Here is a 25,889-nt window from a genome sequence, read left to right as displayed (position 1 = left end):
CTCCAGCGCTCCCCGCGTCCGTGGGTCCGTCGTCCGATCAGTGTCGGTGTTTCAACTTGCCATTGTGTCCTGTGCGGAGGCGTGTTGGGCGCGCTTGGCGCGGTAAACGCGCAATCCGATCAACGCGACCAGCAGCACCCCCGACCCGATCATCAGACCGAGGGCGATGATGCCGATGCGGCTGACCTTCACCGGGATGATCACCTGACCCACGGGACCGAGGTGGCCCTTCTCCGGCTTGAGCTCCGTGAACAGACCACTTGGATAGTACGTGCAGCCCGAACTGAAGTCCGAACACGTGTAGAGGGTGGCGACCAGCTCGATCTTCTGACCGTTGCCCTCACCCTCGACATGGATGCGGACGGTCGCGGACTGGCCACGGGCCACGGTCTGCAGACCCTGGTTCTCGGCGACCTTGAGCTGCATGCTCTGTTTGGAGTGCGCCTGCAGGTAGATGTGGATCGCCGAGTTCGTGTTGTTGACGATGGTGACGGGCACCGACCCGGACTTCCCGGACAGGGTCAGCGTCTGTTGCTGCCCGCCGATCGCCACCAGGCCGTGTTCCTTGACGACGGTGTTGTAGACGGTCGAGGAGAAGCCTGTGTCGCCGTCGTGGTCGCGCCACCAGGTGGCCACCGGTCGGTAGGGGACCGCGCTGTCACTGTCGTGGCTGCCGTCCATGACCGAGTGCAGCGCCCGGTACAGCTTCGCGCTGTCCGAGGTGGAGGTCACCACCGGCGCCGGCAGGTTCGGCGTGTCGGTCTTGGCGGCCAGCAGGGGCGCGGGGGCCGGGGCCGGCTTGCCCTCCAGCGCCTTGTCGAGGCTGTCCAGGCCCACCCACTGGTCGTTCGCACCCAGCTTCTCCGTCGCGGAGATGGCCGAGGCCAGCGGCGCCGTCGGCGTGAAGTCCCGCGGCGGCGCCACCACCAGCACCCGGTCCGTGTAGTCCGCGGCCAGCAGGGCGGTCTGTGCCAGCCACTGCTGTCCGGCCAGCACGCCGGGCTTGTTCAGCGAGGGCTGCCCGGGCGTCGTCGCCTCGTCGTTGAAGACGCCTGACAGATACGTGTCGTAGGCGACGGTGTCGGGGCTCTGCGGCAGGGAGACGTGCGCCGACTTCCAGGACGACACCACATTCGAGGCCAGCAGCGTCACCTGGCCGGGCACGTTCGCGGCCTGCACGGCCTTCAGCGTCGTGGCGTCCGCCTGGCCGCCGGCGGGCCACAGGAGGGTCTGCGGGCGGTGGCAGGCCCCGGTGGTGGCGGGCGCGTGCAGCTTCAGGGCGTCGCCGAGCAGGTCCCGGCCGGGCTTGGTGCGGGACAGCGTGGTCAGGTCGGGGTCGGCGTAGGGCAGGTTCCAGCAGTTCTGGGCCTGCAGCGAGAACAGGTCGTGCGCGGCGTCGTACCAGTCCTTGGCCTCGCCGGCGTCGGCCCCCGGGGTCTTCGCGCCCCCGTCGGCGGCGACGAAGTAGCCGCCGGCCAGCTGGTTCGCGGTGTACAGCACGTCGGGGTCGAGCACCCAGTTGACCGTGAACTGCTGGCCGAGCTGCAGGATCTGGTCCAGCCGCCCGCCGGGCCGGAACTGCTGCGCGGCCTGCGGGTCGGAGACGATCGGCGCGGCCGCGTTGTCCGGCGTCTTCTGCCCGGTCAGTCCGGGCTGACCGACCACCGGCCAGAGCAGGGCGACCCGGGCCTTCTTGGTGCCGCTCTCCGAAAGCGGCTTCCACACCACGTAGGTGCGCTGGCCGCCGAGGAAGTCGCCGTCGGTGTCCCGGACGTCGACGTCGATCGCGTAGACGCCGGGCCGGGGGTTCTTGGTGCCGAACAGCTCGGCCTCGCTCGGGGTGAGCTTCCAGTCGACGGTGGCACCGGGCGCGACCTCTTGGGACTTCGGTGCGGTCTTGCCCTGGACCAGGTAGCCGTTACCGGTGGCCGAGCCCATCTCCGAGCGCGCCTCGACGAGCGAGCGCCGCAGCTCGACCACCACTTTCACGCTCGTGGACTTGGTGTTCTGCAGCCGCCCCGAGAAGGTCATCTGCTTCGCCGTGTCGGTGAAGTCCGGAATCTGGGGCAGGACCGAGTCGATGCCCACCAGCACCGACGGCTTGGCCGGCGCGTCGTCGGCGCGCGCGCTGTCCAGCAGCAGGCCTCCGGCACCCAGGAACAGCACGAGGGCTAGGAGCGCGCGGCAGGCTCGGCTGGTCACCCGACGAATGGTAGTCGGGCCCGGCGCGGCGCCCCGACACGTAAACTTCGACACCATGCACACCGACCAGCAGCGACGCCCGGAACCGCATCTTGACCAGGCACAGCGGGCCGCGGTAACAGAACTGCTACGAGTCGTGCCCGTGGTCGGCGAGCTGGCCGGGCGCTTCGCGGCGGCCGGGCACACCTTGGCGCTGGTGGGCGGTCCGGTGCGGGACGCGCTGCTGGGCCGGCTCAGCGACGACTTGGACTTCACCACCGACGCGCGCCCCGAGCAGGTGCTGAAGCTGGTGCAGGGCTGGGCCGAGGCGGTGTGGGACGTCGGCATCGCCTTCGGGACGGTCGGCGCCCAGAAGGACGGCGCGAAGCTGGAGATCACCACCTTCCGGTCCGAGGCCTACGACCGCGACTCGCGCAAGCCCGAGGTGGCCTACGGCGACTCGATCGAGGACGACCTGTTCCGCCGCGACTTCACGGTGAACGCCATGGCGGTGCGGCTGAGCGCCGACCTCGCCGACTTCGAGTTCGTCGACCCGTACGGCGGTCTGCGAGACCTCGACGAAGGGGTGTTGCGCACTCCGGGCACCCCGGAGATGTCGTTCTCCGACGACCCGCTGCGCATGATGCGGGCCGCGCGTTTCGCCGCGCAGCTGGGCCTGGACGTCGCCCCGGAGGTGCGGCGGGCGATGACGGAGATGGCCGAGCGGCTGTCCATCGTCAGCGCCGAGCGGGTGCAGGTCGAGCTGTCGAAGCTGGTGACGGCGCCCCGGCCGCGGTTGGGCCTGACGCTCATGGTCGACACCGGCCTGGCCGACCATGTGCTGCCCGAACTCCCCAAGCTGCGCCTGGAGATCGACGAGCACCACCGCCACAAGGACGTCTACGAGCACACGCTGATCGTGCTGGAGCAGGCGATCGCCCTGGAGACCGACGGCCCGGACCTGATCCTGCGGCTGGCGGCGCTGCTGCACGACATCGGCAAGCCCAAGACCCGCCGCTTCGAACCCGGCGGCGGCGTGTCCTTCCACCACCACGAGGTCGTGGGCGCGCACATGACGGCGGCGCGGCTGCGCAAGCTGAAGTACAGCAAGGAGATCATCGAGGACACCGCGCGGCTGGTGGAGCTGCACCTGCGGTTCCACGGCTACGGCGAGGCGGAGTGGACCGACAGCGCGGTGCGCCGCTACGTCCGCGACGCCGGGCCCCTGCTGGAGCGCCTGCACAAGCTGACCCGCTCGGACTGCACGACCCGCAACCGGCGCCGCGCCCTGATGCTCGAGCACGCCTACGACGACCTGGAGCGCCGCATCGCCGAGCTGCGCGAGCAGGAGGAGCTCGACGCGATCCGCCCGGACCTGGACGGCAACGAGATCATGGCCACCCTCGGCATCAAGCCGGGGCCGGAGGTCGGCGCCGCGTACAAGTTCCTGCTGGAGCTGCGCATGGAGCGCGGCCCGCTGGATCACGATACGGCGGTGGCCGAGCTCCGGTCCTGGTGGGCGGGGCGCGAAGCCGCGCAGAACCAGGCGTAGGCGAAGCCGCCGCCGAGGTACACGGCGACGGTTCCGAACAGCAGCGTGACGGACTTCCCCGAAGCGGGCAGTGTCGCGGCGGCCACTGTCGCCGCCGCGACGAAGGCCCCGTTGAAGAGCATGTCGTAGAGCGAGAAGACTCGTCCTCTATAACCGTCCTCCACATAGCGCTGCACGGTGGTGTCGGTGCAGATCTTCTGCCCCTGGGCGAAGAACCCGGCGATCAGCGCGCCGGCCAGCAGGGGGAGGACCCGGAACCAGGCGGCCGAGGCTGCGAGCGCGGCCCCCGAACCGACCATGCAGACCGTGATCCAGGTCGGCAGACCGACGCGGCGCAGGATGACGGGGGTGGCGACCGCGGACAGGAAGAAGCCCGCGCCGGAGACCGCGACCGCGAGTCCGAAGCCGCGCAGTCCGGCGTTGGTGTCGTGGGAGTCGTTGAAGGTGTTGCGGAACAACAGGAGGACCATGATGGTCGTCAGGCCGTAGCAGAACCGGTTGGCGGTGATCGCCATCAGGGCGGCGGCCGCGGGCTTGCGTTCCCTGAGATGCTCCAGGCCCTCCCAGAGGCCGCGGGCCACGATTTTCACCTCGCTCCAGGTGGAGGTCTCGGGACGTTCGTCGGGGCCGAGGGAATCCCGCGGCATGGTGCGGGCTACGAGGGAAGCCGTCGTATAGAGGAGGGCGGCGACGGCGAGGATGAGCGCGTTCGCACCGTCCCCGGCGCCGACGAGGGCGCGGACCAGGACGCCGACCGAACCGCCGAGGGTCGCGGCGAGTGTTCCGGCGGTGGGGGACACGGCGTTGGCGACGACGAGCCGGTCGTTGTCCACAGCCTGTGGAAGAGCTGCCGACAGTCCGGCGAGGATGAAGCGGTTGCAGCTGAGGACCGCCAACGCGGAGGCGTAGAACAGCAGTCCGCCGTCGTCGGCGAGGACCTGGGTCGCCACGACCAGCACGACGGCGGCGCGCAGCAGGTTCGCGTACAGCAGCACCTGGCGGCGGCGCCAGCGGTCGAGGAACACACCGGCGAAGGGGCCGATGACGGTGAACGGGATCAGCAGCAGGGCGAAGGCCTCGGCCACGTCGGCGGCCGTCGCCTCCTTCTCCGGCGAGAACACGACGAAGGCCGCGAGGGCCACCTGGAACACGCCGTCGCCGAACTGGCCGACCAGGCGCGTCCCGAACAGCCGCCGGAAGAGCCCGGACCGCAGCAACTCCCGGAGATCGCTCATCTTCGCAGCGTAGTGCCAGGACGGCCGGGCCGGCCCGCAGCGACCGGCGCGTCAGGCGCGGTCGGCGGGACTATTTGGCACTGCCGAGGCACAGGGTCTTGGTGCGGTTCTTGTCGACCACGGACATGATCACGTTGGGATAGGCGTCACAGCCGTTGCTGTCGCCGTCGCCCAGGACCGCGGCCACCTTGAACGCCGCGTCGCCGGAGTCGCAGCCGACCTTCTTGAAGCTGCCCTTCGCCGGGGCCGTGATGCAGTCGCCGGCCTTGGCCGTCGAGGGGCCGGGGCGGTTGGCGAACCAGAGCGCGCCGCCGAGCAGCGCGACGACGACGATGGCCACGGTGATCGAGGCCGAACGGCCCCTCACTCGTCGAGGTCCAGCACGCGCGCGTGCAGAACCGTGCGCTGCTGGAGTGCGGCACGCACCGCCCGGTGCAGGCCGTCCTCCAGGTAGTAGCCGCCCTGCCAGTGCACGACGTGGGCGAACAGGTCGCCGTAGAAGGTGGAGTCCTGGGACAGCAGCGCGTCCAGGTCCAGGTGGCGCTTGGTGGTGATGAGCTGGTCCAGGCGGATCTGGCGCGGGGCGACCTCGGCCCACTCCTTGAAGGAGCGTCCGTGGTCGGGGTATGGCCGCCCTTCGCCGATGCGCTTGAAGATCACGGCACCAGGGTAACCGGCGCGCCCGGGGAAGACGGTCGCTGGTCGGCAAAGAGGACACAAAATCGTGACCGTATGGGGCCGGACCGTGATCTGGACGCCGCCGGGCCCGCCCGGAAAGATCTTGGGCGTCGCTACGAACCCGGCCGGCGAACGTATGAGTCGACAGGGATGTGAGATTCTCCCGCCCGTCACCCACCACCCGTTATGGAGACGCTACGCGTCAGAGAGCTAATACCGGGAGCCGTGCGGCGGACCATCCCGACCCCCGGGAGGAGTTCCGCGAGTTCGCGGTGGCGAGCCAGGGCCACCTGCGGCGCTCGGCCTACCTGCTCTGCGGTGACTGGCACTTCGCAGAGGACCTCGTCCAGATGGCATTCGACCGGATCTACCGGCACTGGCACCGCGTCCGTTCGGCGGACAACCCCGGCGCCTACAGCCGACAGGTGGTCTACCGCTGCTACCTGGACTCCAGGAAGAAGCACCTCGACGTGCTGCCCCTGGAACACCTCCCCGAACCGGCGTCGCCGGCGGATCCGACCGACACGCGCCTCGCGGTCCTGGCCGCGCTCGGCCTCCTTCCCCCGCGTACCCGTGCCGTCGTGGTGCTGCGGTACTGGGAGGACCTGAGCGTGGAACAGACCGCGGGGATCCTCGGCATCTCCGAGGGCACCGTGAAGAGCATGTCCAGCCGCGGGCTGGCGCTCTTGCGGGAGCGGCTGGCCGACTTCGCCGAGCTGCCCGGCCGACCGTGAACAGAAGTGAGGAAGCGACTGGTGGAGACATGATCATCGAAGAGCACGAAGACGGCGCGGTGCGCGGTCTGCTCGGCACGGCGTTCGGCGCCGCCGAGCCGCCGTTGCGCGACCTCGCGAGCGGGTCCATCGCCCGCGGGGACGCCGCCCGCCGCCGGAACCGGTGGTACGCGACAGGGGGCGCCGTGCTGAGCGTGGTGGCGGCGGTCGGGACGTTCGCGGCGGTGGCGGGGTCCGGTGGGGTGGCGGGGAAGCCGGCGCCGGCCGCGGCGACGACGGCGAAGCCCACCCCGACGAAGCCGAAGCCGAGCGCTTCGGACAAACAGCAGCCGCACGGGGCGCTGGTGGACGCCACCGTGAAGTCCCAGGACATCAGGACGCGACTGCCCGGACTCCTGCAGCCGATGCTGCCCGCCGGAGTCACCATCCAGCTGGCGCCGTCGGACTACACGCCTCTGAGCCAGGACGACTTCCTGCTGACCGGGCCCAGCGGAACGACGGTGATGACCGCGTCGGGCGGCAGACTGGAGTGGTCGCCCGGCGAGGACCGGAAGCTCGGCTGTCTCCAGAAGGGCAGCTGCGACGTCCACAAGGTCGCCGGCGGCACCGTCTATGTGAATGCCGACAACTACACCGCCTCCGATCAGATGGGCGACACCAAAGGCGCGCTGAAGCCGGGCAGCGAGAAGATGATCGTGGGCCAGGACGTCTGGATGACGTTCGTCCCCGACGACCGGAACGCGCAGTACCTCCAGATCCGCGAGGCCACGACCGTCGCCGCGATGCCCTACGCGGACAAGGCGCCGGCCGGATGGACGGGGACGTGGCCGCCCTCGCTGGTGGGCTTCGGGACGAAGAACGGCGCCGATCCCCACGGTGTCCAGCTGTCCGCCGACGACTTCGCCGCGCTGGCCCGTCACGCCGGGATCGACGAGGTCGAGACGTTGCTCGATCCGAGGACGACTCCTTCTGCGGACGCCGTGAAGGCCCAGGACGACCGCAACGCGAAGATCGAGGGACTGCTCGCACAGGTGCTGCCGGCCGGGGTGAAGGCCACCCTCACCAGGACCGTCGTGGGGTCGGACCTCATCCTCACCGGACCGTCCGGTCAGCGGAACCTGCTCCGGATCGCGACGTTGCAGCGGAACCTGTCCCCCTTCTCGGGGTCTATGGGGTGCGGGGCGATGGCCGTCTGCCAGCGGCGGACCGTGCCCGGCGGGCAGGTCCTCATGTGGGGGCAGGTACCGACGGACTCGAAGCTGCATCCGTTGTCCGACAAGCCGAACAGCTTCGACTACTGGTACCTGCCGGACGACACCTCCCAGCCCGCGGTGCAGTTCTCCCTCACGACGAACTACATGTCGCAGACCGTCGAGGATGTTCAGCTCACGACCGACCAGTTCGCGGCGGCGGCGGCGAACCCCCACCTGTCCGACATCGCCGACCAGGTCGTGGCGCTGCTGAAGCAGTAGCCGCGGTCGCGGAGGCGAAGGGTCCTGGACCGGTGCCGGTCCAGGACCCGCCCGCGATACCCTCCGCGCCTGATCGATGCGGCACTGGCTGTGGCGCTCGCCGGTGGCCGTATAGGGGAAATCCGCTTTACCGAGCCGATCGAGCGGGGTTAGCTCGATCTCATGCGCCCCGCGACCGAAGACGAGATCCGCGCCAGCTTCGCCAACTGCTCTCAGGGCGAGGCCAAGCGGCTCCCGATGCCCCGCGACCTGCCTGCCGTCTCCTGGCCGGACCTGGACTTCCTCGGATGGCGCGACCTCGGTGCCCCCGACCGCGCCTACCTGGTGGTACCGCGTGGCGCCGATCTGGTCGGCATCACTCTCCGCACCGCCACCACTCGCAAGGACTTCCTGCGGCGCAACCTGTGCTCGCTGTGTTTCACCACACATCAGGGCGGCGGGGTTGCCCTGATGACGGGGCGCAAAGCCGGCGACGCCGGTCGCCAGGGCAACTCCGCCGGCCTGTATCTCTGCACGGACCTTTCCTGCTCGCTCTACATCCGCGGCGTGAAATCCCCCGCAACCGGTGGCCGTATGGAGGAGACGTTGACCGTCGACCAGCAGGTCGAGCGGATGATGGGCAAGCTGGAGGACTTCCTCGGGCGCCTCGCGGTCTGAGCGTCAGGTCGGCCGAGAGTCGGGCCGCCTGAGCGTCGGGCCGCCTGAGAGTCGGGCTGGCCGAGCGTCGGGCCGGCCGAGCTCGGGCCGGCCGAGCGTCAGGCCGCCTGGCCGACCGAGCCGGTCGGCAGGCCGAGCCCGGCACGGACGGCTTGCATGTCCACCAGGTCGAAGGCGTCGTGGGCCTGGGCGGCGTCGTCGCCGAAAGCCGCGGTGTCCTCGTCCTCCGCGGCCCGGATCCAGAGCTGGGCCGCGTGCAGGTGCTTGGCGGCGAGGGCGTTGACGGCCGCCTGCATGGCGTCCGGCCACGGTTCCGCCGTCAGCGCGGCGGCCTCGTTCTGTGCCGCGGCGGCGATGTTGCTCGCGCGCAGTTGCAGGGTGGTCAGGGGCGCCGTCTGTGGTGTCGCGCTCAGCTGGCTGACGGCGTCGTCCAGCGGCCGGGTGGCCTTGAGGTAGCGCTGCTGGTCGGCGGTGTAGCTCGCCAGGTCGCGATACACCGACCGGGTCATCGTGGCGGCGGGGAACTGGACGAAGCACATCACCTTCTGCGTGTGCGCCCAAGCCTCCTCGTTCGGGTAGATGAACTGGACGTGGCTGCCGCCTGGCAGGGACTCCACGTCGGGGACGTACGTGCCGAGCACCGTGAGACACCGGGAGGTGCTTTCTGTGCGCAGGGCGTCCACGCCGGGGAAAGCGCTCTCGTCAGCGGTGAAGGACCCGACGGCCTCGCTGTCGTGGGGCGAAGTACACGGGACGACCGTGAGAGCCCTGAGGCCGCCGTCGGTGGAGCCGATCATGCCCGCCGGAACGGTGAAGCAGTCCTTCGGATGCAGATCGAAGACCGACACCGTGCCCTTGCCGACGACGGTGCCGTCCGCGCCCCGACGAGCGGGATCCGGCGTGGTGATGACGGCGACCGTGATCAGCGTGGCGAACAGGGCGATCCACAGACCCGACAGGACGATTCCGGTGATCGCCATGCCCTTGCCGCGCTGTCCGGACCCCTTGATCGTCGAGAGCGCGACGAGGCCGAGGATCAGCCCGACGATCGGCGTGACGAAGAAGAACCCACAGATGCCCAGCACGAGCGCGGCGACCGCCATCCCGTTGGTACCGGTGGGCGGCTGCGCAGGGATGCCATAGCCGTAGCCGTACTGCGGGTAGCCGTAGCCGGGGTACTGCTGCGGCGGAGGAGTGGACGCGAACGGGGCGGCCGGATCCACCGGAGCGAAGGGCGCGGCCGGATCCACCGGAGCGAAGGGCGTGCCGTCGGCGCCGGTCCCGGCCGGACGTGACGCTTCGCCAGTCTCGGGACCTATCTCGGATTCCATCCCCGTTCCTCTCCTCGCCGGTCACCCGCGGACCGGCTCGGGGAGCATACCTGCGCCGGAGACGAAACAAGCTCCGAGCAGCGATTCTGCTGCTCGGAGCTCGTCCGATAAGCGGAGGATACGAGATTTGAACTCGTGAGGGGTTGCCCCCAACACGCTTTCCAAGCGTGCGCCCTAGGCCTCTAGGCGAATCCTCCGCCGAGAAGCATACCCGACGCGCGGGGTACTCCCGCACTCCTATATGCTTGTCCCCGGACTCCCATGCGGCGTCACCACACTCAACTCCCCCAGGGCTTGACGGCAGCAAGGGTCGGTGTGCTCTGGCGGGTGCATGGGAGTTCCTTTTTTGTCCGGATGTCGGTGGTAGCCGATACCTTGGCTACGTGTCTCTCGCGCTCTATCGCCGCTATCGGCCCGAGACCTTCGAGGAGGTCGTCGGCCAGGAGCACGTCACCCTGCCCTTGCAGCAGGCTCTCCGGAACGGTCGGGTGAACCACGCTTATCTGTTCAGTGGGCCGCGGGGGTGCGGCAAGACCACCAGCGCGCGGATCCTCGCGCGGTGCCTGAACTGTGAGCAAGGTCCCACGCCGACGCCGTGCGGGGCGTGCCGGTCGTGCGTGGAGCTGGCCAACGGGGGGCCGGGGTCGATCGACGTGATCGAGATCGACGCCGCGTCGCACGGCGGGGTGGACGACGCGCGGGATCTGCGGGAGCGGGCGTTCTTCGCGCCGGCCGCGTCGCGGTTCAAGATCTACATCATCGACGAGGCGCACATGGTGACCTCGGCCGGCTTCAACGCGCTGCTGAAGGTGGTGGAGGAGCCGCCGCCGCACCTGAAGTTCATCTTCGCCACGACCGAGCCCGAGAAGGTGATCGGGACCATCCGGTCGCGGACCCACCACTACCCGTTCCGGCTGATTCCGCCGGCCGTGCTGCGCGAACACCTGGCGGACATCACCGGCCGTGAGGGCATCAAGGTGGAGCCGGAGGTGCTGCCGCTGGTGGTGCGGGCCGGTGCCGGCTCGGCGCGGGACGCCATGTCGGTGCTGGACCAGCTGCTGGCCGGGGCCGACGAGTCCGGGGTCACCTACGCCATGGCCACCGGGCTGCTCGGCTACACCGACGCCGCGCTGCTGGACCAGCTCGTCGACGCCTTCGCCGGGCACGACGGCGCGGCCGTGTTCCGCATGGTCGACCAGGTGGTGGAGAGCGGCCACGACCCCCGGCGGTTCCTGGCCGACCTGTTGGAGCGCTTCCGCGATCTGGTGATCCTGAACGCGGTCACGGACGCCGCCGCCGCCCGCGCGCTGATCGACGTCCCGGACGACCAGTTCGAGCGGATGAGTAGCCAGGCCCGCGCGTTCGGGGCGGCCGAGCTGTCGCGCGCGGCGGACCTGGTGAACACCGGCCTGACCGAGATGCGCGGCGCCACCGCGCCCCGGCTGCTGCTGGAGCTGGTGTGCGCGCGGGTGCTGCTGCCCGGCGCCGACTCGGGCGAGCAGGGGCTGGCGGCCCGTCTGGACCGCCTGGAGCGGCGCGGTGTGGTGATGGGTGCCGGGGCGCCGGCTCCGATGGCGCCGATGAGCGCCGCGGGCGGTGGCGGGCCGCGGGTGGTCGAGGACGAGTTCGACGAGGCGCCGCCGATGGCGCGGCGGGCGCCGATGCCGGCGCAGGTTCAGGCTCCGGCTCAGTCTGCTCAGGCCCCGGCCCACGCTCAGGCCCAAGCTCAGCCCCCGGCGCAGGCGCCGGGCGGTTCGCTCGGAACGCCGCCGTGGGAAGGGCAGCAGACCGGCGCACCGGCCCAGGAGGCCCAGGCGGGCCAGCCCCGGAACGGATCGGGCGGTTCGCTCGGCGCACCGCCGTGGGCCCAGGACTCAGGCCCGGCGGGCGACCCGGCGCAGGCGCGCGGTTCCGCCGGCGGACCGGCCGGCCCCGACGCGGGGGGCGCGCTCGGAGCTCCGCCGTGGGCGCAGAACGACCCGTCCTCCGCTGGCGGCGGTCCGGGCCCGGCCGCGGCCGAAGCTCCGCCGTGGGCCGCCGAGGAACCGGCCCCCGTCGCGGCACCGCCGGCTCCGGAGCCCGCGAACCGGCCTTCACAGCCCGCTCCCGCCGCGCCCTCCCGCGCCGCCGGGGGCGTCGACATCCGCGGTATGTGGCCGGACCTCCTCGAAGAGGTCAAGCGCCGTGACGGCCGCGTCAGCTGGATGCTGCTCAGCCAGAACGCGCAGGTGCTCGGCGTCGACGGCGACCGCCTGCAGGTGGCCTTCGTCAACGCCGGCGCGCGCGACCGGTTCGTCGGCCGGGGGACCTCCGAGACCCTGCGCCAGGCGGCGCACGACCTGTTCGGGTTCTCGTGGCAGGTGGACGCCATCGTCGACCCGTCGCAGAACCCTGGTACGGCGGTCGCGCCGGGCGTCTCCATGACGCCGCCGCCCCCGGCGCAGATGCCGCCACCGCCGAGCGCGTATCAGGCCCCGCAGGCGGCGCCGCCGTCGGCGCGCGAGCCCGAGCCCGCGCCGCAAGCCGCTCAGAGCGCTCCGCCCGCGCCGCCGTCCCAGCAGGCCCAGCCCTCGCAGCCTGCGCAGCAGACACAGACGCAGCCGGCGCCGCAGCCGCCGGCCCAGCGCCCGGCGCCCCAGGCGCCGCCGGCGCCGCCGCCGCCCGCGGCCCCGGCGGTCCGCCCCGAGGACGACGTCGTCTCCGACGACGACGAAGTCCTCGCCGAGGACAACGCGACCGCGCATGAACTCGTGATCCGCGAGCTCGGCGCGCAACGGCTCGACGCCGAGGAATAGCGCGGACCCGGAACCCCCTGCGGCCTCCCGGCCGTTCTCGACGCCGACCGTTCCCGGCCGGGACCCGCGGTATTGGCCGCCCCAGTCCCGGAGCGCGTATGGTCGAGTACGACTTCACATAGCGGCACGAATAGCGGCACGAACAGGAGCGCGCACAGTGGCTTTCCCGGACGCGACCGGCCCCGGCGGCGGCATGCCCGACCTCGGCGGCATGGACCTGCAGGGCATGCTCGGCCAGGCCATGCAGATGCAGCAGCGCATGATGGAGGCGCAGCAGGAGCTGGAGAACACCATCGTCAGCGGCAGCGCCGGCGGCGGGCTCGTGACCGCGAAGGTGACCGGCACCGGCGACCTGGTCGGCCTGGACATCAAGCCCGAGGCGGCCGATCCGGAGGACACCGAGACGCTGGCCGACCTGGTGATCGCCGCGGTGCGGGACGCCCGCGCGGCCGCCGACCGGCTGGCCGCCGACAAGATGGGCCCGCTGGCCGGCGGCGGCATGCCCGACCTGGGCGACCTCGGCAACCTGTTCGGCTAGGGCGGGTCGGGGCAGAGGGCATGTACGAGGGTGTGGTCCAGGACCTGATCGATGAGCTCGGGCACCTGCCGAACATCGGGCCCAAGTCGGCGCAGCGCATCGCCTTCCACCTGCTGCAGGCCGATCCGGCCGACGTCCGGCGGCTGGCCGACGTCCTGGTCCGCGCCAAGGAGCAGGTGCGGTTCTGTGTGATCTGCGGCAACGTGGCCGAGGCCGAGCAGTGCCGGATCTGCCGCGATCCGCGCCGCGACCCGGCCAGCATCTGCGTGGTCGAGGAGTCCAAGGACGTCGTCGCCATCGAGAAGACCCGGGAGTTCCGGGGCCGCTACCACGTGCTGGGCGGCGCGATCTCGCCGATCGACGGGGTGGGGCCGGACGACCTGCGGGTCCGCGAACTGCTCAAACGCCTGGCCGACGGCACCGTGACCGAGGTGATCCTGGCCACCGACCCGAACCTGGAGGGGGAGGCCACCGCCACGTACCTGGCGCGGCTGATCAAGCCCATGGGACTGAGGGTGACCCGGCTGGCATCGGGCCTGCCGGTGGGTGGGGATCTGGAATACGCCGACGAGGTCACCCTCGGCCGGGCGTTCGAGGGGAGAAGGCAGCTCGATGTCTGAACCGATGACCTCCGAGGACCTGTCGGACTTCGCGATCGAGATCCACGACCAGGTCACGTCGTTCTTGCTGTCGGTGCGTGCGGTGGCCCGCGGCGACGCCCCCGAGAGCAGCGTGCCGATCCTGCTGCTGGAGACCTCGCAGCTGCTGCTGGCCGGCGGCCGGCTGGGCGCGATCCGGGACGTGGTCCCGGACGAGCGCTTCGAGACCGACGCCGGGCCCGACCCGGACCTGGACGAGCTGCGCGAGAAGCTGGCCGGGCTGCTCAAGCCGGTGAACACCTACAAGGAGGTGTTCGACCCGCTGGCGCCCAAGTCCGAGATCGAGACCCGGCGCATCTCCGACGACCTGGCGCTGGTCTGCGCCGACCTGGCGCACGGCCTGGCGCACTACAAGGCGGACCGGGTCACCGAGGCGCTGTGGTGGTGGCAGTTCTCCTACCTGTCCAGCTGGGGTCCGGCGGCCTCGGCGGTGCAGCGGGCGCTGCTGTCCGTGGTGGCCCGCTCCCGGCTCGGTGCCGCGACGGTCTGACCTGGGCGGGCGGCGGATCCCACATGGTGAGAGCCCAGGGTCGTCTCAGCGCCTCTGATTAGACTCGAACGCGGCGGGCCGCGCTCAAGCGGCCCACCGCCGTGCCCCAAGCCGCACCAGAGGAGACACCGCGTGGGCCTCATCGTCCAGAAGTACGGGGGCAGCTCCGTTGCCGACGCCGAGAGCATCAAGCGGGTCGCCAAACGCATCATGGAGACCCGGCGGGCCGGGCACGAGGTGTGCGTGGTGGTGTCGGCCATGGGCGACACCACCGACGAGCTGATCGACCTGGCCAAGCAGGTCTCGCCGATCCTGGAGGGCCGCGAGTACGACATGCTGCTCACGGCCGGCGAGCGGATCTCGATGTCGCTGGTGGCCATGGCCATCAACTCGATGGGCGGCGACGCGCGCAGCTTCACCGGCTCGCAGGCCGGCGTGATCACCGACCAGTCCTTCAACAAGGCCCGGATCACCTCGGTCACGCCGGGCCGGATCCGCACCGCGCTGGACGAGGGCGCGATCGCCATCGTCGCCGGCTTCCAGGGCGTGTCGGAGACCACCAAGGACATCACCACGCTGGGCCGCGGCGGCTCGGACACCACCGCGGTGGCGCTGGCCGCCGCCCTGGGCGCCGACGTCTGCGAGATCTACACCGACGTGGACGGCGTCTTCTCGGCCGATCCGCGGCTGGTGCCCCGAGCCCGCAAACTGCACCGGGTGCAGTACGAGGAGATGCTGGAGCTGGCCGCCTCGGGCGCCAAGATCCTGCACCTGCGCAGCGTCGAGTACGCTCGCCGGTTCAACGTCCCGATCCATGTCCGTTCTTCGTTCTCGCAGCACGAGGGCACCTGGATCCGCGCAGCAGCAGAAGGAGAAGCCGTGGAGCAGGCCATCATCGCCGGGGTCGCGCACGACACCAGCGAGGCGAAGGTCACGGTGGTCGGCGTCCCGGACAAGCCGGGCGTGGCCGCGCAGATCTTCCGCACCATCGCCGACGCCGAGCTGAACATCGACATGGTGGTGCAGAACATCTCGGCGGCGGCCACCGGCCGCACCGACATCTCCTTCACCCTGCCGGTCGGCGACGGCCGCAAGGCGATCACCGCGCTGCAGAAGGTGCAGGACGCCATCGGCTTCGAGTCGCTGCTGTTCGACGACCAGATCGCCAAGGTCTCCCTCGTCGGCGCCGGCATGAAGTCGCACCCCGGCGTCACCGCGGTGTTCTTCGAGGCGCTGTCCAACGTCGGGGTGAACGCCGAAATGATCTCGACCTCGGAGATCCGCATCTCCGTGGTCTGCCGCGCCGACGTCGTCAAGGACGCCGTCGCCGCCCTGCACACCGCTTTCGGCCTCGACGCCGAGAGCACCGAAGCCGTGGTTTACGGAGGCACCGGCCGATGACCAGTAAGAAGCCCACCCTCGCCGTCGTCGGGGCCACCGGCGCGGTCGGCACCGTCATGCTGGACCTGCTGTCCACGCGTGAGGACGTCTGGGGCGAGATCCGCCTGATCGCCTCGGCCCGCAGCGCCGGCCGCAAGCTGGTGTGCCGAGGGCGGGAGATCGAGGTCGTCGCGCTGTCCGAGGAGGCCTTCGACGGCGTCGACGTCGCGATGTTCGACGTGCCGGACGAGGTCTCGGCCCAGTGGGCGCCGATCGCGGCGGCCAAGGGCGCGGTCGCGGTGGACAACTCCGGCGCCTTCCGGATGGACCCGGACGTGCCGCTGGTGGTGCCGGAGGTGAACGCCGCCGCGGCCCGCAACCGCCCCAAGGGCATCATCGCCAACCCGAACTGCACCACGCTGACGATGGTCGTGGTGCTCGGCGCGCTGCACCAACGCTACGGTCTGAGCTCGCTGGTGGCCTCCTCCTACCAGGCCGCCTCCGGCGCCGGCCAGCCCGGCATCGACACGCTGCGCGCCCAGGTGGCGAAGGTGGCCGGCACCAACCTCGGCACGCACCCGGGCGACCTGCGCGGGGTGGTCGGCGACCTCGGCCCGTTCCCGGCGCCGCTGGCGCTGAACGTGGTGCCGTGGGCCGGCTCGCTCAAGGACGACGGCTGGTCCTCGGAGGAACTGAAGATCCGCAACGAGTCGCGCAAGATCCTGGGCCTGCCGAACCTGCCGGTCTCGGCGACCTGTGTGCGGGTCCCGGTCGTCACCACGCACTCGGTGGCGGTGCACGCCACCTTCGAGAACGAGGTCACGGTCGCCGGCGCGCACGAGATACTGCGGGCCGCGCCGGGCGTCGTCGTGCTCGACGACCCGGCGGCCGGGGAGTTCCCGACCCCGGCGGACGTGGTCGGCACCGACCCCACCTGGGTCGGGCGGATCCGGCGCTCGATGGACGATCCGCGGTCGCTGGAGCTGTTCGTGTGCGGTGACAACCTGCGCAAGGGCGCCGCGCTGAACACCGCGCAGATCGCCGAGGTGGTCGCGGCCGAGCTCACCGGGAAGATCTGAGAAAGACCCTGAGATAGGCCAAGAGGTCTGCACGGCTCGGGACCATACGGTACGAATAGACGCATGCGCCTGTCGGAGCACCCTCGTAGGGAGTACAACTCTACGGGGGTGTTCCGTGTCTAACCTTCGTGACCGCCGGAGTCCTGGAGCTGCCGCCACCACCGCGCACAGGGGTGGCGGTGACCGCTGACCACGGGGCCGGCGACGTCAGTGTGGACCTGCTCACCCAGACGTACCGCGATCACTACTCCTCCCTGCTGAAGCTGGCCGCGCTGCTGCTGGATGACGCGGCCTCCTGCGAGGACGTGGTGCAGGAGGCGTTCATCCGGGTGCACAGCGCGCGGACCCGGGTCCGGGAGCCGGAGAAGCTGCTGGCCTATCTGCGCCAGACCGTGGTGAACCTCTCGCGCTCCACCCTCCGCAGGAGGCTGATCGGGCTGCGGCTGGCGCCCAAGCCGATGCCGGACATGGCCAGCGCCGAGGAGGGCGCGTACGAGCTCCTGGAGAAGGACGCCCTGATCCAGGCGCTGCGGGGGATCCAGCGGCGCCAGCGCGAGGTGCTGGTGCTGCGCTATTTCGCCGATCTGACCGAGGCGCAGGTGGCGACTCTGCTGGGGATCTCGATCGGGTCGGTCAAGGCATACGGGTCTCGGGGGATCGAGGCCCTTCGGGTACGGATGGAGGCGTTCCGGTGAGCGCGCCGCACGAGGATGACAGGGTGCCGGGGCCGCCGGGCGGCGCTCGTGACGCCGACGGCGGGTCCGGCGGGCTCGACCGCGAGTCCGGCGAGTCCGGCGAGTCCGGCGAGTCCGGCGAGTTCGGCGAGTTCGGCGGGCTCGGCGGGCTCAGCGGGCTCGACGGCGACGCCGTCGACGCGCTCGGCGCGGTACTGCGGGAACGCATGCGGCAGGCGGTGGCGGGGCTGGAGCCCCCGCCGGGGACCCTCGAGTTGCTGCGCCGAGCGGTGCCGGCCCGGCGCCGGCGGCGGAACGTCGCACTGGCCACGACCGCGGTGACGCTGCTCACGGTCGGCACCGGGGCCGCGCTGGCCGCCCGCGGTTCGCTGTCCTCCCCCGAGCCGACCCGGGCGGGCGGTGCCGACGTCGGCACCGTGCTGAGCACCGGCTCGAACGGCGTGCCCGGCGGCGGTTCGGGGCACGGCCCGGGGCCGGTGGGCGGCGGCCAGGTGCTGGGCGATCCGCCGTCGGTGCTCACCAGCGCGGCCTCCTCGGCGACCGCGCCGTCGCAGACCTCGAAGGCACCGCCGCCGTCGAGCGCGCCGGCCACGCCCGCGTCCGGCGCCCCGGCGCCGTCGACGTGTCAGGACTCTTCCGTGCTCACCGTGGCCGGGACGCAGAGCGCGCCGAGCGGTGGCGTCACCTACGAGACCGTGATCGGGACGGTGAAGGCGGCGTGCACGCTGGCTGGGACGCCGACGCTGATGGTGTCGGACGCCGGCGGCGGTACGGGCCGCGTGCCCCAGTACCGGCCCGACCCGGCCGTGGCGCCGCGGCTGGCGGGTACCCCGGCCGGCCAGACCCTGACGCTACAGCCGGGGGACCGGTTCGAGTTCCAGTTCGCGTGGGTGCCCGCGGTGTGCCCGACCCAGCCGCCGCCGACATCCGCGGCGAGTTCGGCGACGGGTCCCGCGGGGAGTCCGACGGTTCCGCCGACGACTCCAGCGTCGCCCGGAGGCGGGACTTCGGGCCCGACCGGCTCGAGCGCGCCGACCCCGACCCAGCCGACGCCGACCGGCGGCGCCCCGTCGTCGCCCGCGAGCCAGACCTCTTATACAGTGGCGTTCGCGGTGTCCGGGAAGCAGGCACAGCAGACCGCGAGCTTCACCGCGGCGTGTGGCGCGGCTCTTTACGTCACCGACTACTTCCAGCCGGACGGACAGTCCGTGAAACACGGCGGGCTCGCTCCCACGGCGACGGTCTCCTCGGCGCGCTAACGGGATCTTTACGCAGTGGCTGTGAGCCTCGCTGCATGAAGCTCACCAAGAAGAGCGGTGGCGTGGTCGCCGCCGTCGTCATGGCCGGCGGTCTGACCGCCGCGAGCGCGACTTCCGCCTTCGCCGACGCCCCGGCGCACTCCTCGAAGAGCGTTCCGGCGGCCAAGACCCACAAGGGACTCCACCACCGGCTGGGGATGCACGGCGAGCGGACTGTGAAGGGCAAGGACGGCAAGACGGTCGTCCACGAGTGGCAGGCTGGGGTGGTGACCGCGGTCAGCGGCGACACCGTGACGGTCAAGAGCACCGACGGGTTCACGCTGACGTGGACCCTCGACTCCACCACGAAGGTCCACGCCGGTACGCAGGGCGCCAAGGCCAAGGTCGGCGACAAGGTCCTCGTGGAGGGAGTGAAGTCCGGCTCCGCCAACCAGGCGCGCGTTCTCATCGACCGCACGGACAAGCACGCGAAGAAGGCCCCGGGTGGCAAGCACCGCAAGCCGACGGCGCCGCACGGCCACGACAGGAAGACTTCGGCGCACGACGCCTGATCTCGTCGGCTCACATCGCTTTCAGGTAGACCCAGCTTCCGCCTTCCCGGACGAAGGAACTGTTTTCGCGCAGGGTATCGGCGTGGCCGGACTCCGTGTAGTGCGCGATGAACTCGACGGTGCCATCGGCGTTGAACGCCGTTCCGCCGGTGGTGCCGACGATCTCCAGACCGGTCCAGCGGGTCCGCGGATCCAGCTCCAGCCGCGCCGGGCGCGTCGAAGAGTGCCAGGACCGCAACAGGTAGGCGGCGTCGTTCACCGCGAAGGCGCTGTAGCGGGAGCGCATGAGTTGCTCCGCCGTGGCCGCCGTCGTGCGGCCTTCGTGGAGCGCGCCACAGCAGTCCGCGTAGGGCTCTCCGGTGCCGCAGGGACACACGGTCGGAGCTTGCGGTTTCGCCGGAGCACTGCGGGAGCCGCGGCGGCGGTCAGTGCGCGGCACTCGTGGCCTGCCCGCGGACTTCGAGGTGGTCGAGCAGGTCCTGGGTGGCGGCGGCCACGGCGGCCACCGCGCGGTCGAAGGCCTCGGTGTTGGCCTTGCTGGGTGCGCGGAAACCACTGATCTTGCGGACGTACTGGAGCGCGGCGGCGCGCACGTCCTCTTCGGTGGCGTCCTCGGTATAGGGCTCGCGGAGGGTCTTGATCGAGCGGCACATGTCTTCAGGCTAAACCGGGCCGCCGACGCTCGCGGTCCCCGTCGGCGGCGGCCGGTCAGCGGTGCGTGCTGTGCAGGTGCGCAACGTGCCAGGCGGCGCGCGCGGTGTCGAAGAAGTCCTCGGTCTCGCGGGCGGAGTCGATCGAGGCCCAGACCGTGGCCGCGATGGCGACGCCGACGACGACCGCCAGGACGCGGCGCCGGGGCGGCGGCGGGGCCATCAGCGCGCGGACGCGGGCGCCGACGTGCGCCTGGGCCATGGCCGGGACGGTGCGGGGCGGGCCCGGCAGGTTGGACAGCGCGGCCCGGCCCAGCGCCCGGGCCAGGACCTCGCGGTCGCCGACCGCCGCCGCGGCGTCCTCGTCGGCCCAGCGCTCGGTGGCCTCGGTGACGGCGTCGGGCAGGCGCCACAGTAGCGGGTTCGCGACCGCCGCGACGTTGGTGAGCAACAGATACAGGTGGTGGCGGCGGCGCAGGTGCGCCTGCTCGTGGGCGAACATGGCGCGGCGCTGGGCGTCGTCCAGGGTGCGCAGCAGGGCGTCGGTCGCCACGATGCGGGTCGGGATCGCGGCGTGGCCGGGCAGCGACGGGATCCCGGGCACGGCGAAGGCCTGCGCGCGCGGGTCGTGGATGATCGCGATGCTCGCCGGATGCGCCGAGAAGGCTTTGGCCAGCCGGTAGGTGCGCGCGGATTCGCGCCACAGGCGGACCCCGGCGCGGGCCGCGAACGGCAGGAGCACCAGCAGGGCCAGACCGGCGACGGCACCGGTCAGCGGACTGGTCGGGCCGTGGTTCAGAACGGCGTCGGACAGCCGGCCCTCGGCGGCGACGCGGGGCACCCGCAGCAGCGCGAGCACGGCCAGCAGGGCCAGGGAGACCAGCGAGGTCGAAGCGGTGGCCAGCGCGGCGGCCGTGAGCAGGACGGTGGCGACGGCCGGAGGGAGGCGGCGGCCCAGGGACGGACCCGCGGAGCCGAGGACGAGGGCGGCGAGCAGCGGGAGATAGAGGTTGACGGTCATCGGTCGGCCCCTGCGGCCGGGGAGGGTTCCCGAGCAGCCGGCGGAGCACCGCCGAGTTCGCGCCGAGGAGCTTCGGCGGCACCGCCGGCGCGCGTGCTCACGGCAGGTCCCCGAGCAGTTCCCGGATCACCGCCGCGTCGTCCGCCGAGATCTCGCCGAGGAACTTCGACAGCACCGCGGGCCGGTCGCTGCTGCCTTCCAGCGCCGCGCGCATCGCCTCGGCCGCCAGATCGGCCTGGGCCACGACGGGGGAGTAGGCGTAGGCCTTGCCCTCGCGGACGCGGGTGAGCATCCCCTTGTCGTGCAGCCGGTCCAGGATCGTCTTCACCGTCGTGTAGGCCAGGCCGTCGCCGAGGTGCTCCTGCACCGCCGCGGGTGTCAGCGGGCGCGGCGACGCCCACAGCGCGGCCAGGACTTCCTGCTCCAGCGCGCCGGCGGGTCTGCGTCCGGTGGCCATCAGACGGTCTCCTCCCTCATCCGGGGCGTGTTCGGCGGTGTCGCCCGCATAGATGCTACAGCGTGTAGTAGATTGCGGGGCGGGAACCTCCCGTTCATCGGGCGTTCACCAGCTTCCTCCGCACAGCCCATGGGCCGCATCCCCCGATCGTAGGAGTATCCGCGATGCCGAAGGTACGCCACTGGTTCGTGATCCCGCTGGCCCTGTTCACCACGGCCGTGGTCATCGGGCTGGTGGCCGTCCACACCTCGGCGACCCGCGGTACGGAACTGGCGTGGAACGCCCGCATTCAGGAGCTGCGGACCGGCTGGCTGAACCGGGCGATGCTGGACGTCGCGAACCTGGCCTCGCCGATCGCCGGGCTGGTGGTGCTGACGTTGCTCGCGGCGTTCTTCCTGGGGCGGCGCGATCCCGTGCAGGCGGTGGCCACGTTCCTGGTCGTCGCGGTGGGCTGGACCAGCTCGGAGGTCGCGAAGGTGATCGTGGCGCGGAACCGGCCGCCGGTGGCCGACTCGCTGGCGCCGGAGACCGGGTCCAACTCGTTCCCGTCCGGGCACACGGCCTTCGCCGTGTCGCTCGCCATCGCGATCTGTCTGCTGGCCGCGGGCACCCGCTGGTTCCGGCCCGCGGTCGTGCTCGGCGCGCTGTGGACGCTGCTGATCGGGTTCAGCCGGCTCTACATCGGGGCGCACTACCCGCTGGACGTGCTCGGCTCGGTGGTGGTCAGCAGCGCGGCGATCATCTTCCTGACCGGGCTGTGGCACGGCTGGATCGTCGGCAACCTCCACCGCGTGCCGCTGCTGGCGCGGTTCGGGCCGGTCCCGGGGCCGGCGACGGTGCCGGTCCCCGAGACGATGCCCGTGACGGGTGAGGGCCGGAGGTAGGACCCGGCGGCTAGAACGACGTCGACTCGCCGGGCTGGAGCAGCCGCAACCGGTCGCTCAGCCCGGCCGCCGCGAACGCCGCCCGCAGCGCCTCGGCGCCCTCGCTGAAGTGCGCCCACTGCTCGAAGTGGAGCGGCACCACGGCGCCGGCCCGCAGGACGGCGGCGGCCTCGGCGGCCGCGGCGCTGTTCAGCGTGAGGTACGCGTCGCCCAGCAGCGGCGTGCGGGCGCCGCCGGCGAACAGCAGGGCCACGTCGACCGGGGCGTAGCGCTCGGCGATCTCGCGGACCCGGTCCAGCGAGGCGTTGTCGCCGCTGATGTAGACCGTCGGCAGGCCGGAGCCGGTCAGCACGAAGCCGGTGACCTCGCCGACGACCGGCTCGCTGCCCTCCGGGCCGTGCAAGGCCGGGACGCCCGTGACCAGGACGGTGCCGCCTTCGGGCCGGTCGAACTCCTGACTGACCCAGTTCGGCAGGCCCAGGACCGCGCCGCCGAGCCGCTCCTCGGCCGATCGGGTGCTCAGGACCAGCCGGGCGGTGTCGACGTAGTCGCGGCCGCCGCGGTCGAGGTTGTCCGGGTGCTGATCGTGCGACAGCAGCACCACGTCCACGGCGCCGACCTCGTCGGGGCCGAGGGCGGGCCCGGCGGTCTTGGTCAGGACCCGGTTCCCGATCGGGTAGTCGCCCGGAGGGTCGAAGGTCGGATCCACCAAGATCGTGACGCCGCCGTAGCTGAGCAGGGCCGACGGGCCGCCGAGGGAGCGGACGGTGAAGGAGGGTTCCGGAGTCGCCATGGACCAACCCTAGGACGATCATGCCGGGAACGCCGATGGCCGCGGCGTCGGTCGTCGTGCTCTGCGACCGACGCCGCGGCCATCGCGGCGGTCTTGCGTGGGGCGTCCCCGGGGGAACGCGGTGCTCAGGCCAGTGCGGCCTTCACCGCGGCGGCGACCCGGCCGCCCTCGGCGCGCCCGGCGATCTTCGGGTTCAGCGCCTTCATGACCAGGCCCATGCCCTTGGGGCCCTCGGCCCCGGTCTCGGCGATGGCCTGGGCGACCAGCGCGTTCAGCTCCTCGTCGCTGAGCTGGGCGGGCAGGTAGCGGGCCAGCACCTCGCCCTCGGCCTTCTCCCGCTCGGCCTGCTCCGGACGGCCGCCGTCGGCGAACGCCTCGGCCGCCTCGCGGCGCTTCTTGGCCTCGCGCGTGAGCACCTGGACGACCTCGGCGTCGGACAGCTCACGCGCCTCCTTGCCGGCCACCTCTTCGTTGCCGATGGCGGTCAGGGCCATCCGCAGGGTGGCGGTCACCAGCTCGTCGCGGCCCTTCATGGCGGCGGTGAGGTCGGTGCGGAGCTTTTCCTTCAGCTCGGTCATGATCATCCCTTCTCATCTGCACCCCAGTCTGTCACCAACTCCCCCGGTCCGGCCGCGTCATTTCCCGCGGTGCCGATAATGGAGGACATGCGCAAGCTCGTGACCCTCCCCCTGACCCTCGCCGGCGCCGCCGCGGCGGGACTCGCCTACGCCCACAAGGTCGAGCCCAACATGTTCCGCCTGCGCCGTTACGAGGTGCCGGTGCTGCCCCGCGGGGTCCGGCCGCTGCGCATCCTGCAGGTGTCGGACATCCACATGATCCCCGAGCAGTACCGCAAGGTGCGCTGGCTGCGCTCGCTGGCCGCGCTGGAGCCGGACTTCGTCGTCAACACCGGCGACAACCTGTCGCACCCGGACGGCATCGGCTCGGTGCTGGACGCGCTGGAGCCGCTGATGGAGCTGCCGGGCGTGTTCGTCATGGGCTCCAACGACTACCTGGCGGCCAAGCCGCTGAACCCGACGAAGTACCTGCGCGGCGGCGACCCGAGCAAGCGCACCCGCGGCCAGGGCCCGATGAACGACTGGCGGAAGCTGCGCGACGGCTTCCTCAAGGCCGGCTGGCTGGACCTCACCAACCGCTCCGACCGCCTCACCCTCCCCGGCGCCTCCGGCCCGACGATCGGCCTGGTCGGCGTGGACGACCCGCACATCCGCCGCGACGACTACGCCGCGGCCGCCGCCGACCTGGTCGAGGCCCCGGCCCCCGCCGCCGGCGCCCCCGGCGCGGCCCGCACCCTCCCCGACACCGACCTCACCCTCGGCGTGGTCCACGCCCCCTACCGCCGCGTCCTGGACGCGATGTCGGCCGACGGCCTCCCGCTGATCCTGGCCGGCCACACCCACGGCGGCCAGCTCCGCCTCCCCCTGTTCGGCGCCCTGGTCACCAACTGCGACCTCGACCGCCGCCGCGCCTCCGGCCTGTCCACCTACGCCGAATCCCACCTCCACGTCTCGGCCGGCTGCGGCACGAGCCGCTTCGCCCAGGTGCGTTTCTGCTGCCCCCCGGAAGCCACCCTGCTCACCCTGACGCCCCGCTCATGAGGCTCTGACCTGCTGGGATAAGTCGTTTTCATATCCGGGGCGGATTTGGGTAGACTGTGCGGGCAGCACCGGGGTGTGGCGCAGCTTGGTAGCGCGCTACGTTCGGGACGTAGAGGCCGCAGGTTCAAATCCTGTCACCCCGACGCCTTAACAACAGGTCAGGGGCTCGTTTCTCGAAAGAGAATCGGGCCCCTGACCTGTTTCAGATTGCGGGTAAGCGCCCTACCGGCAGTACTTCCCAGTAGGTCAGCGAGTCGCGCCCGCCGGACGAGTGGAGCGCGCGGCGCCTGCTCAGGTGAGCCACGCCGGTGTGGCCGCGGTCATCAGCTGCCGTGCGAACGCATCGACCGCCGGGCGCTCGGCTGCGCTGTCGCGCGTCGCCAGCGCGATGCCGGATTCGATGGTCGGCTGGGTTAACTGCACGGCGCTGAGACCGGGCGCGGTCGCGATGCCCGGGACCACCGCCGGGTGTCCGGCGGCCTGGGTGAAGGCCAGCACGCGGGCGGGGTCGCTGGCCTCGAAAACGATGCGTGGCTCAAGGTGCAGTGTTGTGAAGGCGAGGTCCAGTGCGGTGCGGGTCGCGGTGCCCGGCGGCAGGGTGGCGAAGTCCAGCCCGGCCAGACGGCGCAGACTCAGGGCCCGTGTGCCGGCGAACCTGTGGTGCAGGGGCAGGTGGATGTGGAGGCGGCTGCGGGTCAGCGTTGTGAAGCGGACGCCGGTCGGCGGGTCCGCCGGCAAGGCGATGATCGCAGCGTCGAGGGTGCCGACAGCCACCTGCCGGGTCAGATCCGCGATGGAACCTTCGGTCAGCCGCATCGCCAACTTCGGATGTTCGGCGGTCAAGGCGGCCAGGGCGCGGGGCAGGTCGAGGGTCGTCACCGAGGGGATGCTCCCGAGCCGCAGCGTGCCGGTGAGTTCGAGGCCGAAGGCGTCCAGGGCGTGGCGGGCTCGCTCCAGGGCGGCAAGGACCTCCCGGGCGGCCGGGAGCAACTCGCGGCCAGCGGCGCTGGGGACCGCGCCGTGCACGGAACGGTCGAGGAGACGATGGCCGACGACGTGTTCCAGGCGGCGGATCTGTGCGCTGACCGCCGGCTGGGTCAGGTGCAGGGCATCGGCGGCTTTGGTGAACGTGCCCTGGTCGACGATCGTGACGAAGCACTCCAGCGCATGAGCATCCAT

Annotated in this window: 27 protein-coding genes, 2 tRNA genes and 1 other RNA gene; 17 read left to right on the top strand and 13 right to left on the bottom strand. The window is 71.6% G+C overall.

Features of this window, described 5'->3' with window-relative positions; genetic code table 11:
• Positions 1 to 51: 51 nt before the first annotated feature.
• A complete protein-coding gene (locus ABD466_RS06780) occupies positions 52 to 2,202 on the bottom strand; it encodes a hypothetical protein (protein WP_344656077.1) in 2,151 nt (716 codons plus the stop codon).
• Between the two features lie 55 nt (positions 2,203 to 2,257).
• Here ABD466_RS06780 and ABD466_RS06775 point away from each other — a divergent pair, with 55 nt between their 5' ends.
• On the top strand, positions 2,258 to 3,733 hold the full coding sequence (locus ABD466_RS06775) for a CCA tRNA nucleotidyltransferase (protein ID WP_344656076.1): 1,476 nt from the start codon (positions 2,258 to 2,260) through the stop codon (positions 3,731 to 3,733).
• Here the strand turns inward: ABD466_RS06775 and ABD466_RS06770 are convergent.
• The 3 genes from ABD466_RS06770 to ABD466_RS06760 form a co-directional block, all read right to left on the bottom strand.
• Positions 3,664 to 4,968: an MFS transporter gene (locus ABD466_RS06770; RefSeq protein ID WP_344656075.1), complete on the bottom strand. Its 1,305-nt coding sequence runs from the start codon at positions 4,966 to 4,968 to the stop codon at positions 3,664 to 3,666. The two genes, ABD466_RS06775 and ABD466_RS06770, sit on opposite strands and share 70 nt — an antisense overlap.
• A gap of 70 nt (positions 4,969 to 5,038) precedes the next feature.
• Positions 5,039 to 5,335 carry an LppU/SCO3897 family protein gene (locus tag ABD466_RS06765; RefSeq protein WP_344656074.1) on the bottom strand — a complete coding sequence of 99 codons (297 nt, stop codon included), beginning with the start codon at positions 5,333 to 5,335 and terminating at the stop codon, positions 5,039 to 5,041.
• Positions 5,332 to 5,628: a type II toxin-antitoxin system VapB family antitoxin gene (locus tag ABD466_RS06760; protein WP_344656073.1), complete on the bottom strand. Its 297-nt coding sequence runs from the start codon at positions 5,626 to 5,628 to the stop codon at positions 5,332 to 5,334. The genes ABD466_RS06765 and ABD466_RS06760 overlap by 4 nt, the downstream gene beginning before the upstream one ends.
• A gap of 290 nt (positions 5,629 to 5,918) precedes the next feature.
• On the opposite strand from ABD466_RS06760, the gene ABD466_RS06755 reads away from it, so the two are divergent.
• The 3 genes from ABD466_RS06755 to ABD466_RS06745 all read left to right on the top strand — a co-directional run bounded on the left by ABD466_RS06755 (position 5,919) and on the right by ABD466_RS06745 (position 8,509).
• On the top strand, positions 5,919 to 6,380 hold the full coding sequence (locus ABD466_RS06755; RefSeq protein WP_425558564.1) for a SigE family RNA polymerase sigma factor: 462 nt from the start codon (positions 5,919 to 5,921) through the stop codon (positions 6,378 to 6,380).
• A 29-nt stretch (positions 6,381 to 6,409) separates the two neighbouring features.
• On the top strand, positions 6,410 to 7,852 hold the full coding sequence (locus ABD466_RS06750; protein ID WP_344656072.1) for a hypothetical protein: 1,443 nt from the start codon (positions 6,410 to 6,412) through the stop codon (positions 7,850 to 7,852).
• 162 nt (positions 7,853 to 8,014) lie between these two features.
• Positions 8,015 to 8,509, top strand: coding sequence for an FBP domain-containing protein (locus ABD466_RS06745; protein WP_344656071.1), 495 nt, complete (start codon positions 8,015 to 8,017; stop codon positions 8,507 to 8,509).
• Between the two features lie 98 nt (positions 8,510 to 8,607).
• Here ABD466_RS06745 and ABD466_RS06740 read toward each other — a convergent pair whose 3' ends face one another.
• Together ABD466_RS06740 and ABD466_RS06735 are read right to left on the bottom strand one after the other, a co-directional pair.
• Positions 8,608 to 9,840 (bottom strand): DUF4190 domain-containing protein, encoded by a 1,233-nt coding sequence (locus ABD466_RS06740; RefSeq protein ID WP_344656070.1) that lies wholly within the window; start codon positions 9,838 to 9,840, stop codon positions 8,608 to 8,610.
• A 112-nt stretch (positions 9,841 to 9,952) separates the two neighbouring features.
• Positions 9,953 to 10,037 (bottom strand) — tRNA-Ser (locus tag ABD466_RS06735).
• A 53-nt stretch (positions 10,038 to 10,090) separates the two neighbouring features.
• Here ABD466_RS06735 and ffs point away from each other — a divergent pair.
• The 10 genes from ffs to ABD466_RS06685 all read left to right on the top strand — a co-directional run bounded on the left by ffs (position 10,091) and on the right by ABD466_RS06685 (position 19,286).
• Positions 10,091 to 10,187: signal recognition particle sRNA small type (gene ffs / locus ABD466_RS06730), an RNA gene on the top strand.
• A gap of 36 nt (positions 10,188 to 10,223) precedes the next feature.
• Positions 10,224 to 12,635, top strand: coding sequence for a DNA polymerase III subunit gamma and tau (locus tag ABD466_RS06725; RefSeq protein WP_344656069.1), 2,412 nt, complete (start codon positions 10,224 to 10,226; stop codon positions 12,633 to 12,635).
• Between the two features lie 193 nt (positions 12,636 to 12,828).
• Positions 12,829 to 13,173, top strand: coding sequence for a YbaB/EbfC family nucleoid-associated protein (locus ABD466_RS06720; protein ID WP_344656181.1), 345 nt, complete (start codon positions 12,829 to 12,831; stop codon positions 13,171 to 13,173).
• 20 nt (positions 13,174 to 13,193) lie between these two features.
• On the top strand, positions 13,194 to 13,793 hold the full coding sequence (recR, locus tag ABD466_RS06715; protein WP_344656068.1) for a recombination mediator RecR: 600 nt from the start codon (positions 13,194 to 13,196) through the stop codon (positions 13,791 to 13,793).
• The gene (locus tag ABD466_RS06710) at positions 13,786 to 14,322 is read left to right on the top strand and encodes a DUF5063 domain-containing protein (protein WP_344656067.1); all 537 of its coding nucleotides are present in this window, start codon (positions 13,786 to 13,788) and stop codon (positions 14,320 to 14,322) included. The genes recR and ABD466_RS06710 overlap by 8 nt, the downstream gene beginning before the upstream one ends.
• Before the next feature lie 132 nt (positions 14,323 to 14,454).
• The gene (locus ABD466_RS06705) at positions 14,455 to 15,723 is read left to right on the top strand and encodes an aspartate kinase (protein WP_344656066.1); all 1,269 of its coding nucleotides are present in this window, start codon (positions 14,455 to 14,457) and stop codon (positions 15,721 to 15,723) included.
• Positions 15,720 to 16,781, top strand: a complete 1,062-nt coding sequence (locus ABD466_RS06700) for an aspartate-semialdehyde dehydrogenase (protein ID WP_344656065.1) — start codon at positions 15,720 to 15,722, stop codon at positions 16,779 to 16,781. Before ABD466_RS06705 ends, ABD466_RS06700 begins: the two co-directional genes overlap by 4 nt.
• Positions 16,782 to 16,960: 179 nt before the next feature.
• Positions 16,961 to 17,476 carry a SigE family RNA polymerase sigma factor gene (locus ABD466_RS06695; protein WP_344656064.1) on the top strand — a complete coding sequence of 172 codons (516 nt, stop codon included), beginning with the start codon at positions 16,961 to 16,963 and terminating at the stop codon, positions 17,474 to 17,476.
• Entirely contained in the window at positions 17,473 to 18,735 is a 1,263-nt protein-coding gene (locus ABD466_RS06690) for a hypothetical protein (RefSeq protein WP_344656063.1), read from the top strand. The genes ABD466_RS06695 and ABD466_RS06690 overlap by 4 nt, the downstream gene beginning before the upstream one ends.
• Positions 18,736 to 18,770: 35 nt before the next feature.
• Positions 18,771 to 19,286 (top strand): hypothetical protein, encoded by a 516-nt coding sequence (locus tag ABD466_RS06685; protein ID WP_344656062.1) that lies wholly within the window; start codon positions 18,771 to 18,773, stop codon positions 19,284 to 19,286.
• Positions 19,287 to 19,296: 10 nt separating this feature from the next.
• Here ABD466_RS06685 and ABD466_RS06680 read toward each other — a convergent pair whose 3' ends face one another.
• The 4 genes from ABD466_RS06680 to ABD466_RS06665 all read right to left on the bottom strand — a co-directional run bounded on the left by ABD466_RS06680 (position 19,297) and on the right by ABD466_RS06665 (position 21,414).
• Positions 19,297 to 19,725 (bottom strand): YchJ family protein, encoded by a 429-nt coding sequence (locus ABD466_RS06680; RefSeq protein ID WP_425558561.1) that lies wholly within the window; start codon positions 19,723 to 19,725, stop codon positions 19,297 to 19,299.
• The gene (locus tag ABD466_RS06675; RefSeq protein WP_344656060.1) at positions 19,712 to 19,939 is read right to left on the bottom strand and encodes a DUF2277 domain-containing protein; all 228 of its coding nucleotides are present in this window, start codon (positions 19,937 to 19,939) and stop codon (positions 19,712 to 19,714) included. The genes ABD466_RS06680 and ABD466_RS06675 overlap by 14 nt, the downstream gene beginning before the upstream one ends.
• A gap of 55 nt (positions 19,940 to 19,994) precedes the next feature.
• Positions 19,995 to 20,957: a M56 family metallopeptidase gene (locus tag ABD466_RS06670; RefSeq protein ID WP_344656059.1), complete on the bottom strand. Its 963-nt coding sequence runs from the start codon at positions 20,955 to 20,957 to the stop codon at positions 19,995 to 19,997.
• Between the two features lie 97 nt (positions 20,958 to 21,054).
• Positions 21,055 to 21,414 carry a BlaI/MecI/CopY family transcriptional regulator gene (locus ABD466_RS06665; protein WP_344656058.1) on the bottom strand — a complete coding sequence of 120 codons (360 nt, stop codon included), beginning with the start codon at positions 21,412 to 21,414 and terminating at the stop codon, positions 21,055 to 21,057.
• 164 nt (positions 21,415 to 21,578) lie between these two features.
• Between ABD466_RS06665 and ABD466_RS06660 the strand changes: the two genes are divergently transcribed.
• Positions 21,579 to 22,298: a phosphatase PAP2 family protein gene (locus ABD466_RS06660; RefSeq protein ID WP_344656057.1), complete on the top strand. Its 720-nt coding sequence runs from the start codon at positions 21,579 to 21,581 to the stop codon at positions 22,296 to 22,298.
• A gap of 10 nt (positions 22,299 to 22,308) precedes the next feature.
• Here ABD466_RS06660 and ABD466_RS06655 read toward each other — a convergent pair whose 3' ends face one another.
• Both ABD466_RS06655 and ABD466_RS06650 read right to left on the bottom strand, forming a co-directional pair.
• Complete coding sequence (locus ABD466_RS06655; protein WP_344656056.1) at positions 22,309 to 23,091, bottom strand: MBL fold metallo-hydrolase; 783 nt, start codon at positions 23,089 to 23,091, stop codon at positions 22,309 to 22,311.
• Positions 23,092 to 23,216: 125 nt separating this feature from the next.
• Complete coding sequence (locus ABD466_RS06650) at positions 23,217 to 23,669, bottom strand: GatB/YqeY domain-containing protein (RefSeq protein WP_344656055.1); 453 nt, start codon at positions 23,667 to 23,669, stop codon at positions 23,217 to 23,219.
• An 87-nt stretch (positions 23,670 to 23,756) separates the two neighbouring features.
• Here ABD466_RS06650 and ABD466_RS06645 point away from each other — a divergent pair, with 87 nt between their 5' ends.
• Together ABD466_RS06645 and ABD466_RS06640 are read left to right on the top strand one after the other, a co-directional pair.
• Positions 23,757 to 24,710 carry a metallophosphoesterase gene (locus ABD466_RS06645; RefSeq protein ID WP_344656054.1) on the top strand — a complete coding sequence of 318 codons (954 nt, stop codon included), beginning with the start codon at positions 23,757 to 23,759 and terminating at the stop codon, positions 24,708 to 24,710.
• Between the two features lie 69 nt (positions 24,711 to 24,779).
• A tRNA-Pro gene (locus ABD466_RS06640) sits at positions 24,780 to 24,853 on the top strand.
• Between the two features lie 148 nt (positions 24,854 to 25,001).
• Here ABD466_RS06640 and ABD466_RS06635 read toward each other — a convergent pair.
• Positions 25,002 to 25,889 carry a LysR family transcriptional regulator gene (locus ABD466_RS06635; protein WP_344656053.1) on the bottom strand — a complete coding sequence of 296 codons (888 nt, stop codon included), beginning with the start codon at positions 25,887 to 25,889 and terminating at the stop codon, positions 25,002 to 25,004.

The sequence above is a fragment of the Catenulispora subtropica genome (assembly GCF_039531675.1).
Taxonomy (GTDB): Bacteria; Actinomycetota; Actinomycetes; order Streptomycetales; family Catenulisporaceae; genus Catenulispora; species Catenulispora subtropica.
The sequence above is the reverse complement of the archived record's forward strand: the minus strand, read 5'-3'. Positions and strand labels throughout refer to the sequence as shown.